Source organism: Corallococcus exercitus, from assembly GCF_003611585.1.
Classification (GTDB): Bacteria; Myxococcota; Myxococcia; order Myxococcales; family Myxococcaceae; genus Corallococcus; species Corallococcus exercitus.
Window position 1 is genome coordinate 16,275 of the sequence record NZ_RAVW01000012.1, and the last position, 15,477, is coordinate 31,751.

Genomic DNA, 15,477 nt, shown 5'->3' on the forward strand with positions numbered 1-15,477 from the left:
TTCAGGGTCGGTCGGTGCCGACTAGACTACTTGAACGACGGGATCGCCTTCGCCGGCACGCAGAACCCAAGCTCCGGGTCGCACGTCACCGCGAAGTCCGGGTTGATGCCGGAACCGGTGCCGCACGTGTCGACGAAGTTCTCCTCCACGTTGGGATCCAGGTCCGGGTCGCAGCCCGTCGCCGGCCACAGCGCGCGCATGACGTAGTGCGCGACGCAGCCGTTGCTGGTGTAGGTCACTTCGCCCGTCATCTGCGTGCCCGGCGCGCCAGGGTTCGAGTACACCCGAACGTTGGCGAACTGGTACGTCTTCTGGCTGGGCGAGACCGAGTAGTCCCGCTCGTTCGGCTTGCCCGGGTTGGCCTTGCCCGTGGTCGCGTTGACGCCCGCCGCGTTGAACTCCGGCGCCGAGCAGAAGTCATCCGCGTCCGTCGTCGTGGACAGGTTGCCCGTCGCCTGCAGCCCGTCGAACGTGTTGCTCGCGTCGTACTGGCCCAGGCCCGCGAGCGTCAGGGGGCGGATCACGAGCTTGGCCGTGTTCGCCTTCGGGTCCGCGAACTTCCACACCCCGAGCTGCTCACCGGTGAGCGGCTCGAACCGGCTGCAGTCCGCACCGGTGGGAGCGTCGACCTCATCGTACTTGGCGTACCAGGTCGCGAAGGACGCGTCCTGGACGATGCACCCGGCACTCGGCTGCTCGAAGTCGCAAGCGGTCAGGCTGCCCGCGGCTCCCAGCATCACCACCGTCGAAAGAATGCTCTTGCGCATGTTGCTGATCTTCCTCACGTGGTCAGGTGATTAGAACGTGTACCGGACACCGAAGCGGATCTGCCGCGGGGCCTGGTAACGGTCCGGGTTCTTGTAGTTCTTGTTCACGTCCTCGAACGCCAGGTTGCCCGAGCCGTCCGCGAGCGGAACGCGGCCTTCGCTGTCCGCCGTCGGCAGGTCAGCCGCAGTGCCGGAGGTCTTGGTCTTCGGATCGTAGACCGGGAGGACCTGCGAGAACGTGTAGGAGTCGTCCACGCTCTCCACGCCCTGGAAGTTGAAGAGGTTGAACACGTCCAGGGTGAAGGACACCACGCTGTCCTTGCTCACGCGGTAGTTCACGCCCACGTTGGAGTCGATGCTGTTGATCCACGGGGTGCGACCGCCGCTGCCGCGCGGCAGGATGAACGTCTCATCCTGGCCGTAGCCCGGGTAGGCACCGAGGTAGTTGATCGGCGTACCGGAGTTGCCGCGGTAGGACAGACCGATGCTCGCCGACAGCGCGTTGGAGATGTTGAACTCCTTGGCGCCGAACACCTTGATGGCGTGCGTGCGGTCGAAGGGCAGCAGACCCGTGCGGTTGTTCAGGAGGGCAATCAGGTCGAAGTCCGCGAGGATGTTCGGATCGAGCTGGTTGTTCTCCGGACGGAACAGACCGGGGTAGTTGCCGTACAGGCGGGACCACGTGTAGCTCGCCTGCGCCAGCCAGCCGTCCGTGAACGTGCGGTTCAGGTAGACGGTGACCGCGTCGTAGTCACGCTGCGGGGTCGGGAACTCCTTGGCGAAGCCGCTGCCGGGGTTGCCAAGGAAGTACGTGTTGCCGTCATCGCGGCTCATGTCCTCGATGACCTTGTTCATGTCGCGGTGCGTGTAGCTCGCGCCCAGGCGGGTGTTCGCCAGGAGCTCGTACTCGCCGCCGACCACGAGCTCGTCGGAGGACTGGGGCTGGATGTCCGGATCCACCGGCTCGCTCTGCACCAGACCGCCCGTGTAGAGCTGGTTCGCGTTGGCCGTGCTCTCCGCGCGCGGCGCGATGAACGCGTCGGACGCGCAGTTGCCGCGCTGGCCTTCCAGGGTGGAAGGATCGCAGCCACCGGCCTCCCCCGGCTCCGCCAGGTAGCGACGCGCGCTGAAGCGGCGCTCACCCGGGAAGGCGCGGTCCATCATGTTGAGCGGAACCTGCTCGTAGTACCGGGCGAAGTTGACGAACAGCTTCGCGCGGCCGTTGGCGAACGGATCCACCACGGCGCCGATGCGGGGCGACCACTGGTTGCCCAGCTTCAGGGCCAGGTTGCCGTCGCCGCCGTACATGGACTGCACGTCGTAGCGCACGCCCAGGTTCAGGGTGACGCGGTTCGCGATGGACCAGCTGTCCTGGAGGAAACCACCGATGGTGGTGCCGCTCGTGGAGGACTTCTGCAGGCTCTCGAACACCGGAGTGTCCGGGGCCGTCTGGTAGCCGTAGCGGCGGTTGTCCACCCAGATGCGGCGGCCGTTCACCAGGCTGCTGCTCTCCTGCAGCCACACGCTACCGGAGTAGGCCTTCTTCTGGTCGAAGGTCAGGAACTCCGTGTCCACGCCCGCCTTGAAGACGTGCGTACCGGCCGCGTTGAGCAGGTAGGTCGCCTTGGCGTTGATCTGGTAGCGGTCCAGCGTGGCCTCGGACATGAAGCCGGGGCCGCCGACGAAGTAGTTCGTCGCCGGGCAGCGCAGGGCCTGCTCCGCCGTGGTCGTGCCGCAGTACTCTTCCGCGTTCGGGACGTTCTCGAACTGCGTCAGGGGACGCGTGCGGGTGTACTGCGCCAGGGCGTAGCCCGCCAGGCCGGTGGTGTCGCCGATGGCGGTGCCGTCCGCCGGAGGCGTGCCCGCGGTCTGGTGGAACCAACCGAGGTTGGCGTCGACCAGGACCTTCTTGTCCATGAACGCGCCCGCGTACTTGAGGGCGAGCGCCGTGGTGTTCGCGCGGTTCTCGGTCTGGCCGATGTCCTCGGGACGCGAGTTCTGGGCCGCGGGCAGACCACCCGAGCGGGGGCTGATCTGCAGCTTGCCCAGACCACCCGACACGGTCGGGGTGCCGTTCAGGGCGAACGACACGTTGTGGTCCTGGTTGATGAGGTACGTCAGCTTGCCCATGAACTGGATCGTGCGGGAGTCAGCGAAGTACGTCCGCTCGGAACCCGGGATCTGCTGGACGACGCTGAAGCCGTTCGCATCCTTCGCCACTTCGCCGTCGTCATTCAGCGTGAAGGCGTTGAGGGCGCGGGTGTGCTCGTAGCGCTGGAACGACGGCGCGAAGCCGGCGAAGAACCAGAGCTTGTCCTTGAGGATGGGGCCGCCGAGGGTCGCGCCGAAGTCGCCCAGGTTGCTCAGGGCGTTCAGGCCGGTGACCGTGGTGCCGTCCTCGATGACCAGCTTCCGGTTGCCTTCCAGGGCGCCCGGCGTCCAGTTGGCGAACACGGAGCCGTGGAACTCGTTGGAACCCGACCGGGTCACCGCGTTGATCACACCGCCCGTGGAGCGACCGAACTCCGGCATGTAGCCGCCGGTGATGATGTTCACGTCCTGCACGAACTCGATGCTGAGCGGGCTGGCGTTCACGCCGAAGGCAGGGTCGTTCGTGGACAGGCCGTCCACCACGTAGCCGTTCTCAGGCGAGGTCGTGCCGTTGATGGACACGCCGTACTGGTCGGACTGGGCGCCCGGGGCGAGCTCCGCCAGGGATTCAAAGGAGCGCGTCGCGCCACCCTTGCCCACCGGACGGGCCACCGCGATGCGCTTGATGAACTCCTGATCAACGTTGACGCCCTGGTTCGTCGAACCGACGTCGATCGTCGGCGGCGAGCCAACGACCGTCTCCGAGATCGTGAAGTTCTCGGGGAGCAGTTCGACGTTGACGCGGATGGTGCGGTTGAGCAGCAGCTGGATTTCAGGGCGGGCGAAAGGCTTGAACGACTCCTTCTCGAACCGCAACGTATACGTGCCCGGCGGGAGCTGGGGAATACGGTAGTTACCCTGTGCGTCGGTAACCACGGTCTGCTCGCCCTGCAGGTTGGGCGAGGTGGCGGTGACAACGACATCAGCTGCCGGCTTCTTGTCCTCAGTGTTGATGACAGTGCCGATGATGACGCTGGACTGCGCGAAAGCCGCGGATCCGTACAACAGACCTGCAGCAAGGACGACTCCGGTTTCCCGAAGTACTTGTTTCACTTGCATACCAAACCCCTCCAAGGTGGGCTGCAACCGAAAATGACTCCGGAAAATATCCGAGGTCAAGCAGTTGTCAATAGACCGTTGCTTTTTGGTGACCAGTGGGGCATTGCGCGATCACGTTGGCGGCATCAAACACGGTTGCTTGAACCCGGAACCCTTTTCTGTATGGTGGCCGCCCTTCAATCCGGGCATGGCGGGGACGGGCAGTCCACTGGTGAAGAGGAGTTACGTGCATGTTCGATTCAGTCCTTGACCGCGGGCAAGGACCCAAGTCGCGCTTCGGCGTGGGTGCTGGCGTTTCCACGGTGCTCCACGTCGGCCTGCTGGGTCTTGTGGCCTATCTCTCCACGCGCCCGCCTCCCGTGGAGGAGAAGGAAGTTGAGGTCACGCTGAAGGCGACCATGGCGCCGCCTCCGCCTCCTCCTCCTCCGCCTCCTCCGGCGTCGAAGCCGAAGACGGAGAAGAAGGTCACGCCCAAGAAGCCCAAGGACATGATCGTCCAGCCGAAGGAGATCCCGCAGCAGAAGCCGCAGGAGACCGAAGAGGCGCCCGAGCCCGAGGAAGAGGCGAGCGAGTCCGAGGTCGAGGGTGGCGTCGAAGGCGGCGTCGCGGGCGGTGTGGTGGGTGGCGTGGTCGGCGGTGTGATTGGCGGCGTGGTGGGCGGTCAGTTGGGTGGAACGGGCACGGACGTGCTGGCGTTCGGCCAGGGCATGACGCGTCCCGAGAAGATCGCGGGTCCCGAAGTCAGCTACACGCGTGAGGCCCTCGAGGCGCGCGTGCAGGGTCTGATGATCGTGAAGTGCGTGATCACGACCGAGGGAAAGGTCGAGCGCTGCCGCACGATCAAGCCGCTCCCTCACATGGAACAGGCCGTGATGGACGTGCTCACCGCCTCACGCTACAAGCCGGTCACGTTCCAGGGCAGGCCGGTCGAAGTTCAGTACACGTTCAACTTCAACCTGAAGCTGCCGCGCTGATCCAGCCTGGCAGCCCCGCTTGAGCAGTCCGCCGAACATAACCCCGCGCTCGTGAGGAGGAGCGCTCCACAGCCATGCAATTTACCCTTGCTGACATCTGGCACCACACGGGCCTCTTCGCCCGCTTGATCATCTTCACCCTCGCCATCATGTCGGTGGCGTCGCTGGTCGTCATGGCGGAGCGGATCATCGTCTTCCGCAAGACGCGTTCTGACAGCCGCAACTTCGCCGCCAAGATGGGCGCGATCCTCGCGAAGGGCGACCTGACCACCGCCGCGAACACCAACCTGGGCAAGGACGTGGGCCACCTGGGCCGCGTGATCAACTCCGGCCTGACGGCATACCGGATCAGCCCTGGAAACAAGGACCTGGCGGTTGAGTCCGTGGCCCGCGCCCTGGAGCGCCAGGCGCAGCGCGAGGTGCAGAGCCTCAAGCGCGGCCTGGGCCTGCTGGCCACCGTCGGTTCGACGGCCCCGTTCGTCGGCCTGCTGGGCACCACGATGGGTATCGTGAACGCCTTCCAGCTCATGGCGGCCGCGGGTTCGGGCGGTCTGGCGACCATCTCCGCCGGTATTTCCGAGGCGCTCATCACCACGGCGTTCGGTCTGCTCGTGGCGATCCCCGCCGTGATGGCCTACAACTTCCTGCAGGGCTGGGTGGATGCCCGCTCCGTGGACATCTCCGAGTCCTCCAACGAGTTCCTGGACGTGGTGGCGCGGCACGTGGGCGGCGGTTCGCACGCGGCCTGAGTCGTAGCCCACACCCTGGGACCCCCCACCCATGAGGGTGGCTCGGCTGAGAAGCCGCGCTGCCCCGGGGTGGGAATCCCTTCCCGGACACAGGTGCACGCATGGGAATGTCAGCAGGCCCCAAAGGGGGCATCAAGAGCGAGATCAACGTCACGCCCCTGGTGGACGTGGTGTTGGTGCTCCTCATCATCTTCATGGTCGTGACGCCCATGCTCCAGCGCGGCAAGTCCGTGGAGCTGCCCAAGGCCACGGAGATCGAAAAGGAAGGCAAGGAAGCCGACCCGCTGATCCTCTCCATCACCCCGGACAAGAAGATGTTCGTGGAGAACGATGAGGTCGACGAGAAGGGGCTCCAGGAGAAGATCGCCGCCGAGCTGGTGAAGGATCCAGGCAAGAAGATCCTGCTGAAGGGTGACAACGCCCTGAACGTGGGCGATGTGCGCAAGGTGCTGGACACGGCCCGCAAGGCGAAGGCGAAGCAGATCGCCCTGGGTGTCGAGGAGAAGAAGTAATGTCCCGAGGAACCAAGCAGCGTCAGTGGGTCAAGCCCGCGTCCGCGCCGAACTCGGAGATCAACGTCACGCCGCTGGTGGACGTGGTGCTGGTGCTCCTCATCATCTTCATGGTGGTGACGCCTCTCCTGGAGAAGGACATCCTCGTCCGGGTCCCGGAGACGGAAGTGGAGGAGAACCAGCCGCCGCCGGAGCCGGATGATCAGCAGATCGTCGTGCAGGTGGACAAGGCCGGCGCCTACTCCATCAACACGGAGCAGATCCCCGCGTCGGACTACATCCCCCGCCTCAAGCGGATGCTGAACGCCAAGAAGCCGGACGAGAAGGTCGTCTTCTTCATGGCGGATGACGCGGCGAACTACGGCAAGCTCGTGGTGGCGCTCGACGGCGCCCGTGCCGCGGGAGCGAAGATCCTGGGCATGGCCACCGAGCTTCCCCAGAACGCGGTCATCCAGGGCACGGCGACCACGCCGGACGGTGCGGCACCCGCGCCTGCCCCCACGCCGGCGCCCTGATCCACAGCTTCAGGCAGCGCTGACGCGCGAAGCCTCGTCACTGATTCCATCCGAAGCCCGCTGGCGTTCCGACGCCAGCGGGCTTCTGCTTTTTTCGGGCAACGTGTCCCCGACCGGGACCCGACGTCTGGCGCGATGGATGGCCGCGGGTGGCCGCCCACGAGGACGCAGGGCCGGTATGGGCATTGCTCTCCCCTCCCCCATACGGGTTGGGACGGGGGAGACGATGCTGGCGAGGGTGCGGTCGGGGGCGTTGATGGGCATCGACGCGGTGGTGGTGGAGTGCGAGGTCGACATGGCCCTCGGACTGCCCTACTTCAACGTCGTGGGGTTGCCGGAGGGAGCAGCCCGGGAGTCGAAGGTCCGGGTGGTCTCCGCGCTGAAGAACGCGGGCTTCGACCTTCCGCAGAAGCGGATCACGGTCAATCTGGCGCCGGCGGATCTGCGCAAGGAAGGGGCGGCGTTCGAGCTGCCCATCGCGCTGGGTGTCCTGGCGGCGGCACGGCTGATGGAGGAGGAGCCCCTGGGGCGCTACCTCTTTGGCGGCGAGCTGTCGCTGGACGGCTCCATCAAGCCCATCAAGGGCGTGCTGCCCCTGGCCGTGGCGGCCCGCAACGGCGGCTATCGCGGGATCATGGTGCCGGCCGCGAACGCAGCGGAGGGAGCGTTGGTGGAGGGAATCCAGGTGCTGCCGGTGGCCCACCTGCGCGAGGCGGTGGGGCACCTCACGGGCGAGGCGCCCCTGACGCCGCTGACACGCACGGGGACTGCGCCAGGGGCTCGTCGCCAGGAGGTCGCGGACATGGCCGACGTGCGCGGGCAGCCGGAACTGAAGCTGGCGTTGGAGCTGGCGGCGGCCGGCGGCCACAACCTACTGATGGCCGGACCTCCGGGTTCAGGCAAGACGATGCTGGCTCGGCGGCTGCCGGGCATCCTTCCTGAGATGACGTTCGATGAGGCCCTGGAGGTGACGAAGGTCTACTCCATCCAGGGACTGCTGGGGGACGAACAGGCGCTGGTGCAAGAGCGGCCGTTCCGCTCGCCCCACCACACGCTGTCCGACGCAGGACTGGTGGGTGGAGGCCCCATGGCGCGTCCGGGAGAGTTGTCCCTGGCGCATCATGGGGTGCTGTTCCTCGACGAGCTTCCGGAGTTCCGGAAGAACGTCCTGGAGGTGCTGCGACAGCCCCTGGAGGAAGGGGTCATCCACCTGGCGCGGGCCACTCAGCACATCACCTATCCGTGCCGCGTCATGCTGGTCGCGGCGATGAACCCCTGTCCCTGTGGCTATTTCAACGTCCCGGGGCACAAGTGCACCTGCCGCGAGCACCGCGTCTTCGACTACCACACGCGCATCAGCGGGCCGTTGATGGACCGCATCGACATCACCGTGCAGACGCGGCCGGTGGAGTACCACCAGCTGGCGGCGAAGACGCCGGAGCTGCCGAGCCAGTACTACCGGCAGCGAGTCCAGGCCGCGCGCGAGCGGCAGCGCGTCCGCTTCCAGGACACGCCAGACGTGCACTGCAACGCACAGATGCCATCGCATCTGCTGCGCCGCTTCTGCGTGCTGTCTCCGAGCGCGGAGAAGGATCTGAAAAAGGCGGTTCAGCAACACGGCCTGTCCGCTCGGGCGCACGACCGCATCCTCAAGCTGGCACTGACCCGCGCGGACCTGGAGGACCACGGACGTATCGAGGACGTGGACCTGCGACTCGCCGTCGACTGCCGGATGCTGGACCGCCGGGGCTGGCTGCATACAAATACCCAGGGAGCAGTGGCTTTACCCCTCCCCTCGCCTGTCAGGAACCCGCCTTCCGAGAACGACGGGAGCCACGGCTTCCCGCCCTACAAGAGCTGACCCTTCCCCAGCGGGCAAGGGATGCACGACCCGCTCATCCAGGCGGGGCGCGGGGCCGGTGATGATCCGCGCCGACCTGCCGAACGTCAGGTACGAGTAGGCCCAGTTGAGCAGCACGGCCAGCTTGCTTCGGAAGCCGATGAGGAAGGTGATGTGGATGAAGAGCCAGGCCAGCCAGGCGATGAAGCCGGATTGCTTGACGCGGCGGAAGGCCACGCCCACGGCATGGCCCCTGCCGATGACGGCGTAGGTTCCCCGGTCCCAGTAGCGGAACGGCTGCATGGGCTGGCCCGCGAGCTGGCGGCGGAGGTTGAGCACCGCGTGCTTGCCCTCCTGCATCGCCGCGGGCGCCACTCCTGGGACCGCGCTTCCGTCGTCCTGTTTCACGAGCGCCAGGTCACCCACGACGAAGATGTCGGGATGCCCGGGCACGGTGAGCTCGGGCGTCACCGGGACGCGGCCTGCCCTGTCCAGCGTCACACCCAGCGAGCGGGCCACGGGCGAGGCCTCCACACCCGCGGCCCAGAGCACCGTACGGGCCGCCAGATGTTCAGGGCCCATGTCCACGCCCGCCGCGTCGATGTTCGTCACCCGGGTGCCCGTGCGGACCTCAACGCCGAGCTTCTCCAGCACCCGGCGGGCCTCGCCCGAAAGATTCTCCGGGTAGGTGGGAAGCACGCGGTCCATGCCCTCGATGAGGATGACGCGCGCATCCCGGGGGTCGATGTTCTGGAAGTCACCCGACAATGAATTGCGGCTGATCTCCGCCAGGGCTCCCGCCAGCTCTACGCCCGTGGGGCCCGCGCCAATGATGGCGAAGGTGAGCAGCGCGCGGCGGCGCTCGGGGTCCGGTTCGCGCTCGGCCTGCTCGAAGGCGAGCAGCACACGGCGGCGGATCTCCAGGGCATCCTCGACGGTCTTCAACCCCATCGAGTGCCGCGACCATGCCTCGTTGCCGAAGTACGAGTGCGTCGCTCCGGTGGCCACGATGAGGAAGTCGTACGCCAGCTCGCCGTCCGCCAGGACGACACGCTTGCGCGCGGTGTCCACGCCGGTCACTTCCGCGAGCAGCACCTGGACGTGACTGCGACCAAGCATCGCCCGCAGCGGCGCGGCGATGTCGCTGGGGCTCAGCGTCGCCGTGGCCACCTGGTACAGCAGGGGCTGGAAGAGGTGGTGGTTGTGACGGTCCACCATCGTGACGCGAACCCCTGCCTTACGCAGGTACCGGGCCGCGTAGAGGCCGCCGAAGCCGCCTCCCAGGATGACCACATGGGGAAGGTTCTCACGGGTCGTATTCACGGGATGAGATGTCACGCCGACGTGCCCGGGATTCAATGCAAAGCCTTCCATCCCACCAAGCTGGCCTGTCACGTCCCCCCGTGTCTGCTTATGCGCGGACGCCCTCTCCTTGCGACTTCTCATCCCCCGGGAGACAGCCATGCCGCTCCGCCACTTCGGACGGACCGGGCGGACCTGGACGCCCTTGCAGGCCCATCTCCCCGGAAGCCTGCGCGGCATGACCGTTGCTCTGCCTGCCGCCGAGGCATCCAGCCCGCAGGGCGGCGAGGGAGTCAGACGAGATGAGCAGGCTGACGGAGAAGTTGAAGGCAGTGGCGGCGGCGGTGGCGTCCATCGAGAAGCAGTTCGGCCGGGGCGCGGTGATGACGCTCGGCGCGGACGCACCGGAGCAGAAGGTGGCGGTCATTCCCACGGGCTCGGTGGGATTGGACCGGGCGCTGGGCGTGGGGGGTTATCCGCGAGGACGCGTGGTGGAGCTGTTCGGCAATGAGTCCTCCGGCAAGACGACGCTCACCCTGCATGCCATTGCCCAGGTGCAGGCCGTGGGAGGCGTGGCGGCCTTCATCGACGCGGAGCACGCGCTGGACCTGTCCTACGCGCGCAAGCTGGGGGTGCGCACGGAGGAACTGCTTGTGGCGCAACCGGACACCGGTGAGCAGGCGCTCGAGATCACCGAGCAGCTCGTGCGCTCGGGCGCCGTGGACCTCATCGTGGTGGATTCGGTGGCGGCGCTGGTGCCCCGCGCGGAAATCGAAGGGGAGATGGGGGACGCGCACATGGGCGTCCAGGCGCGGCTGATGAGTCAGGCCCTGCGGAAGCTCACCGGCGCCGTGAGCCGCTCCGGCACCTGCATCATCTTCATCAACCAGATCCGCATGAAGATTGGCGTGATGTTCGGCAACCCGGAGACGACCACGGGCGGCAACGCGCTGAAGTTCTACGCGTCGGTGCGGATGGAGATCCGCCGCACGGGCAACCTCAAGGAGGGCGATGCGGTGGTGGGCTCACGGGCCCGCGTGAAGGTGGTGAAGAACAAGCTGGCGCCACCGTTCCAGGAGGCGGAGTTCGACGTGCTCTACGGCACGGGCATCCACCGCGCCGCCGAGGTGCTGGACCTGGCCGTGGGCGCGGGTGTGGTGGAGAAGTCGGGCAGCCACTTCAGCCTGCGGGGCGAACGCATCGGCCAGGGCCGCGAGCGCGCGTGCGAGTGGTTGCGAGAGCACCCGGACGTCCTGGAGTCTCTCGCCCGGGACCTGGTGGGTGCGGCCACGCCTGCCGTGCCGCCCGCGTCCGCCGAGGCGGCCTAGGGCGCGGCCTGGAGTGCATCCAGCGAGAGGGGGACCTCCCATTGGCGTTGGCCCACGCGCAGCACCAGGTGCCCTTCAGGGCCCTCTTCCAGCAGCTCACCGAACTGGTACTGCGCATCGCGAGAGAAGCGGGCCTTCGCCCTGCCCTGCTTCACGCGGCAGGTGAGGACTCCCTCCGGCGAGAGCTGGAGCGACCCCAGGTCCAGGGCTTCCGCCGTCCGGTCGCTCAGGCGCAGGGACACACGCTCGTCCGACGTGACGTCCACGGTGCGCACTTCGTAGGCCGCGTCCTCCACCTGGACGTAGCACCAGTCCGGGGCGATGCGGAGCTGGTAGCGCCCGTCGTCGTCCAGGACCAGCGAGGCGTTGAAGAGCTCGATGATCTTCGGATGCTCGATGGGCTCGTCGTCGTGCCACCAGCGCAACGCCGCATCCAGGCGGATGCCGCTGTCCTCACGGGTGTGCCAACGCTTGCCAGGAGGGGGCTGACCGGTGGGAGGTTGCATGTCGCCCTTGATGTGCGGGTGGGGCCCGGCGGATTCAAGCCGTCGGGCCCTGGAGCCCTACCAGTTCCGCACGAACTCCGTGTAGCCGCGAAAGGCCACGGCTCCCCAGAAGTTCACCAGAACGCCAAGCGCCAGCACGGTCACCACCGCGCGGTTGCGCAGCGACCATCCACCAATGGCGAAGAGCAGCAACAGATAGGGTGTGTAGTCCAGGCTGAACCGGAAGCCGAACTGCATGTAACCGGTGTTCTGGTAGAACAGGCCCGGCAGCGCGCACACCGCCACGGTCAACCACAAGGGCCAGTGCAGCCGGGGACGCGTGCGGGGGACCATCAGGAACACCAGCAGGGGCAGCGTGAGCAGCAGCGACAGTCCATGCGGGTCGTACGACAACCTCGGCGGAGACAACGACACCTGGGGCAGCTTGAGGAACGCGGCCTGGATGTTGCGCGACAGGTACTCGAGGTTGAAGAGCCCGAAGCGGTCGATGTCCGCGTTCACCCGGTTGTTGTAGAAGTACGAGTGGCCGAACTCCCCCGGCTTGCCGAAGCGGTAGACGTTGTAGGCGGCGGCGAGCAGCGCGAGGGGTCCGGCCCCCGCGCCGAAGAGCACGAGCTTGCGGAGGGCGGGCTTCCACGCGGTCGGAAGGGCCTTGAGCTGGGCCAGCCGGTCCGGGCCGGGGCAGAGCGCCTCCAGGACGAAGAAGAGGCCCGCGAACACCAAGGGCGTGCGGGTAAGCACGGCCATGGAGAAGAAGACGCCCGCGAGCACGGGACGCCGCGCCTTGACGGCGTTGCGCACGTACAGACACGTGAGCGCCACGCCCATCACCTGCGCGCCGAACCAGACCTCGCCCCGGATGGCGCAGTAGAAGAACAGCGTGCCGAAGGCGAGCACCAGCGACAGCACCACGTTGTCGTTGCGGTTGCGCTCCGTCTCCCCTTCCTGCGCGAGGAAGCGCAGCAGCGAGTAGAAGAGCGCCACCGCGAGCGCGCCCACGAAGACGCCGAACGACGTGTCGTTGAACTGGTAGCCGTGCAGCGCGACGAAGGGGAGCATCACGACCGCGGGGAAGGACGGGAAGCTGACGAACCAGCGGTCATCGCGGAGCAGGCGCCCTTCGCACCGCACCTTGTGCCCATCCACCACCCGCACGCAGGCCCAGTCCTCCAGGTTGGGCAACACCTGCGGATCCACGTCGAGCCGTCCCTCCAGCCAGGACTGCGCCTGGTAGATGAAGTGCGGCGCGGCGCTCTGCCGGAAGAAGCGCTGCGAGCTGAAGCTGGACAGCACCGCGAACGCGACCAGGAACAGCATCACCTCCACCCGGTAGGCCGACAGCCACAGGCGTACCGCGCTCCGCACCGGATGAGCCCCTGCTCCGGCTGGAGGCGTGGGGGGATGGGTGGATTCCATCGCGGCCGTGGGGCTGGAGAGCGGCGCGGCGGACTCGGGCGTGGCCGGGATTGGCTGGCTCGCGGTGGCGGGGGCTGGGGACGGCGCTTCCACGGGGGAAGGACGGGGACGCTTTGATTTGGAGCGACTCATGGCGACACGGGGGCGGCGGCGAGCAGGTGCAACCTCAACATCTCCAGCACGTGGGACGCGGCGAACAGACGGACCCGGTCCCGGTCACCCGCGAGCGAGATCCGCTCGCAGCGCGGCGCCATGCCGGGACCGGCCAGGCCGCAGTACACGGTGCCCACGGGGTCGTCGGGCGTGCCTCCGCCGGGCCCCGCGTAGCCCGTGACGGACAGGCCGAACGTGGCGCCGCAGGCGGCGCGGACTCCCTCCGCCATGGCGAGCGCCGTCTGGGACGACACGGCGGTGTGCTTCGCGAGGAGGTCCGGGGGAACGCCCACCCAGGCGGACTTCATCTTCTCCGAGTAGGCGACCGCGCCCCCGATGAAGACCTGGCTGGAGCCGGGGACGGCCGTGAGTTCCTGCGCGACGAGGCCCCCCGTGCAGCTCTCCGCCACCGCCAGCGTGTGGCCGGCGCGCGCGAGCAGGTCCAGGAGGACGGGGGCGTATTCGTTGCCATCCGCGCCGTACACGTGCGTGCCCAGCACCTGCCGGCAGGCGGCCTCCGCGGCGGCGAGCGCGGCGTCGGCCTCCGCCTGCGTGGGGGCTTCGGCCATCAGCTTCAGGTGGTTCTCCGGCGCGTGCGTCCGGAAGCCGAACACCACCCGGGGATGGCTGGGGGCCAGGGGCATCACCTGCTCGTTCAGCACGGACTCCGGGAGGCGCACCGTGCGCAGCAGACGGAAGGCGCGGAACGTACGGTGGGGTTCGGCGGCGAGCCAGGCGCGCACGCGCGGCAGCACCTCGCCGTCCACCAGGGCGCGGTATTCGCGGGGGACGCCCGGCAGAAAGAACAGGTGGGCGCGGCCGAGCTGCTGGATGACCATCGGCGCCGAGCCCTGGGGATTGCGCACCGGCTCGGTGCCCGCGGGGATGCGCGCCATGCGCAGGGCCCCCGGATTGAGGGCCATGCCCCTCGCGGCGTAGCGCTCCTTCAACCAGCCGAGCACCCGTGCGTCCTCTTGCATGGGCACGCCTGCCGCCGCGGCGGCGCACTCCAGCGTGAAGTCGTCCGACGTGGGGCCCAAGCCTCCCGAGACGATGACCACGTCCGCGCGCGCCGAGGCCTCCAGCAGCGCGCCCGTGATGTCCGGCCGCACATCCCCCACCACCGCCACCCGTGCGACCTTCACACCCAGGTCGAAGAGACGGGCTTCCAGGTAGGTGCTGTTGGTGTCCGTGATGAGGCCGGTGACGAGCTCGTCACCGGTGCACAGCAGCTCGACGCGCATGGGCCGGGCATCCTAGCGGCCCCGGGCCGGGAGGGCACGGTCCGCGTCCTGGCTCCCGCGCCTGGCGGCTCAGAGGAACGCGGGACCGTCGTCCGTGGTGGCGTTGGGCTCGGAGTCCTCGTCGTCGTCGTCCTCGTCGAGCCCGGCCGCCACCGCCACCGCGGCGACTGCGCCGACCTTGCGCGAGGCCAGCCGGCTGCGCACGGAGACCGCGGACTCCACCAGCCCCATCAGCAGGTACGCGAAGAAGTACGTCACCAGCACCCAGGCCGGGTGGAACCGCTGGGCGATGAACGCGCCCGTGAGCGCCATGGCCATGAAGACGAGCGCCGACTTCCGGCTGGGACGCGCGTCCTTGAAGGTGCGGTAGCGCACCGTGGACACCATCAGCAGCGACAGGGCGCCCACCGCGACCGCCACCGGCATGCGCGCGCTGTCATGGAGCGCCTCGCCCTGGCTGGCCACGTGGTGGGAGATGATGAGGGAGACGAGCACGCCGGCCGCCAGCGGGATGGGGAGCCCCACGAAGAAGCCGCCACCACCGCCGTGCGGGTTGCGCATGGCGAGCACGTTGAAGCGCGCGAGCCGCATGGCACCGCAGGCCATGAACGCGAAGGAGATGAACAGGCCCCAGAAGCCCATGGGGGCCAACGCCCACTTGTAGACGAGCAGCGCCGGCGCCGCGCCAAAGGACATGACGTCCGCGAGGCTGTCGAGTTGCATGCCGAAGTCGCTCTGCGTCTTCGTCAGCCGGGCCACCCGTCCGTCGAACCCGTCGAAGAACATGGCGAAGAGGATGGCCAGGGCCGCCTGGTACAGCTGCACCGGTTCTGCCTCACCCGAGCACAGGGTGATGGCGTAGAAGCCACAGAAGATGGAAGTGACGGTGAAGAGGTTCGGGAGCACGAACATCAGTTTCCGCAGCTTCATCGTTCCCTCGACTTCCCCAGGTGGTCGGCTG

At 67.7% G+C, this 15,477-nt stretch carries 13 protein-coding genes; 6 read left to right on the top strand and 7 right to left on the bottom strand.

All coding sequences use genetic code 11. The annotated features are described in order from the left end of the window. Positions 1–26 precede the first annotated feature (26 nt). Together D7W79_RS02830 and D7W79_RS02835 are read right to left on the bottom strand one after the other, a co-directional pair. Positions 27–767 (bottom strand): hypothetical protein, encoded by a 741-nt coding sequence (locus D7W79_RS02830; protein ID WP_120523779.1) that lies wholly within the window; start codon positions 765–767, stop codon positions 27–29. A gap of 30 nt (positions 768–797) precedes the next feature. Continuing rightward, positions 798–3,977 carry a TonB-dependent receptor gene (locus tag D7W79_RS02835; protein ID WP_120523780.1) on the bottom strand — a complete coding sequence of 1,060 codons (3,180 nt, stop codon included), beginning with the start codon at positions 3,975–3,977 and terminating at the stop codon, positions 798–800. Between the two features lie 230 nt (positions 3,978–4,207). Here D7W79_RS02835 and D7W79_RS02840 point away from each other — a divergent pair, with 230 nt between their 5' ends. From D7W79_RS02840 to D7W79_RS02860, 5 genes are all read left to right on the top strand, one after another. Beyond that, positions 4,208–4,951 (top strand): energy transducer TonB, encoded by a 744-nt coding sequence (locus D7W79_RS02840; protein ID WP_120523781.1) that lies wholly within the window; start codon positions 4,208–4,210, stop codon positions 4,949–4,951. A gap of 74 nt (positions 4,952–5,025) precedes the next feature. Continuing rightward, positions 5,026–5,700, top strand: coding sequence for a MotA/TolQ/ExbB proton channel family protein (locus D7W79_RS02845; RefSeq protein WP_120523782.1), 675 nt, complete (start codon positions 5,026–5,028; stop codon positions 5,698–5,700). Between the two features lie 101 nt (positions 5,701–5,801). After that, the gene (locus D7W79_RS02850) at positions 5,802–6,212 is read left to right on the top strand and encodes an ExbD/TolR family protein (RefSeq protein WP_120523783.1); all 411 of its coding nucleotides are present in this window, start codon (positions 5,802–5,804) and stop codon (positions 6,210–6,212) included. After that, positions 6,212–6,727, top strand: a complete 516-nt coding sequence (locus D7W79_RS02855; protein WP_120523784.1) for an ExbD/TolR family protein — start codon at positions 6,212–6,214, stop codon at positions 6,725–6,727. Before D7W79_RS02850 ends, D7W79_RS02855 begins: the two co-directional genes overlap by 1 nt. A 226-nt stretch (positions 6,728–6,953) precedes the next feature. Further along, entirely contained in the window at positions 6,954–8,588 is a 1,635-nt protein-coding gene (locus tag D7W79_RS02860) for a YifB family Mg chelatase-like AAA ATPase (protein ID WP_120523785.1), read from the top strand. On the opposite strand, the gene D7W79_RS02865 is transcribed toward D7W79_RS02860, so the two are convergent. Then, positions 8,511–9,890 carry an NAD(P)/FAD-dependent oxidoreductase gene (locus D7W79_RS02865; protein ID WP_120523786.1) on the bottom strand — a complete coding sequence of 460 codons (1,380 nt, stop codon included), beginning with the start codon at positions 9,888–9,890 and terminating at the stop codon, positions 8,511–8,513. The two genes, D7W79_RS02860 and D7W79_RS02865, sit on opposite strands and share 78 nt — an antisense overlap. Before the next feature lie 281 nt (positions 9,891–10,171). Between D7W79_RS02865 and recA the strand changes: the two genes are divergently transcribed. Further along, positions 10,172–11,197, top strand: coding sequence for a recombinase RecA (gene recA, locus D7W79_RS02870; RefSeq protein ID WP_120523787.1), 1,026 nt, complete (start codon positions 10,172–10,174; stop codon positions 11,195–11,197). Here the strand turns inward: recA and D7W79_RS02875 are convergent. From D7W79_RS02875 to pssA, 4 genes are all read right to left on the bottom strand, one after another. Next, positions 11,194–11,703 (bottom strand): DUF1285 domain-containing protein, encoded by a 510-nt coding sequence (locus D7W79_RS02875; RefSeq protein ID WP_208729622.1) that lies wholly within the window; start codon positions 11,701–11,703, stop codon positions 11,194–11,196. The two genes, recA and D7W79_RS02875, sit on opposite strands and share 4 nt — an antisense overlap. A gap of 57 nt (positions 11,704–11,760) precedes the next feature. After that, the gene (locus tag D7W79_RS02880; RefSeq protein WP_120523789.1) at positions 11,761–13,251 is read right to left on the bottom strand and encodes a hypothetical protein; all 1,491 of its coding nucleotides are present in this window, start codon (positions 13,249–13,251) and stop codon (positions 11,761–11,763) included. Beyond that, entirely contained in the window at positions 13,248–14,516 is a 1,269-nt protein-coding gene (locus D7W79_RS02885) for a CinA family nicotinamide mononucleotide deamidase-related protein (RefSeq protein WP_120523790.1), read from the bottom strand. Before D7W79_RS02885 ends, D7W79_RS02880 begins: the two co-directional genes overlap by 4 nt. 69 nt (positions 14,517–14,585) lie before the next feature. Beyond that, the gene (gene pssA, locus D7W79_RS02890) at positions 14,586–15,446 is read right to left on the bottom strand and encodes a CDP-diacylglycerol--serine O-phosphatidyltransferase (RefSeq protein ID WP_120523791.1); all 861 of its coding nucleotides are present in this window, start codon (positions 15,444–15,446) and stop codon (positions 14,586–14,588) included. Positions 15,447–15,477: the final 31 nt, after the last annotated feature.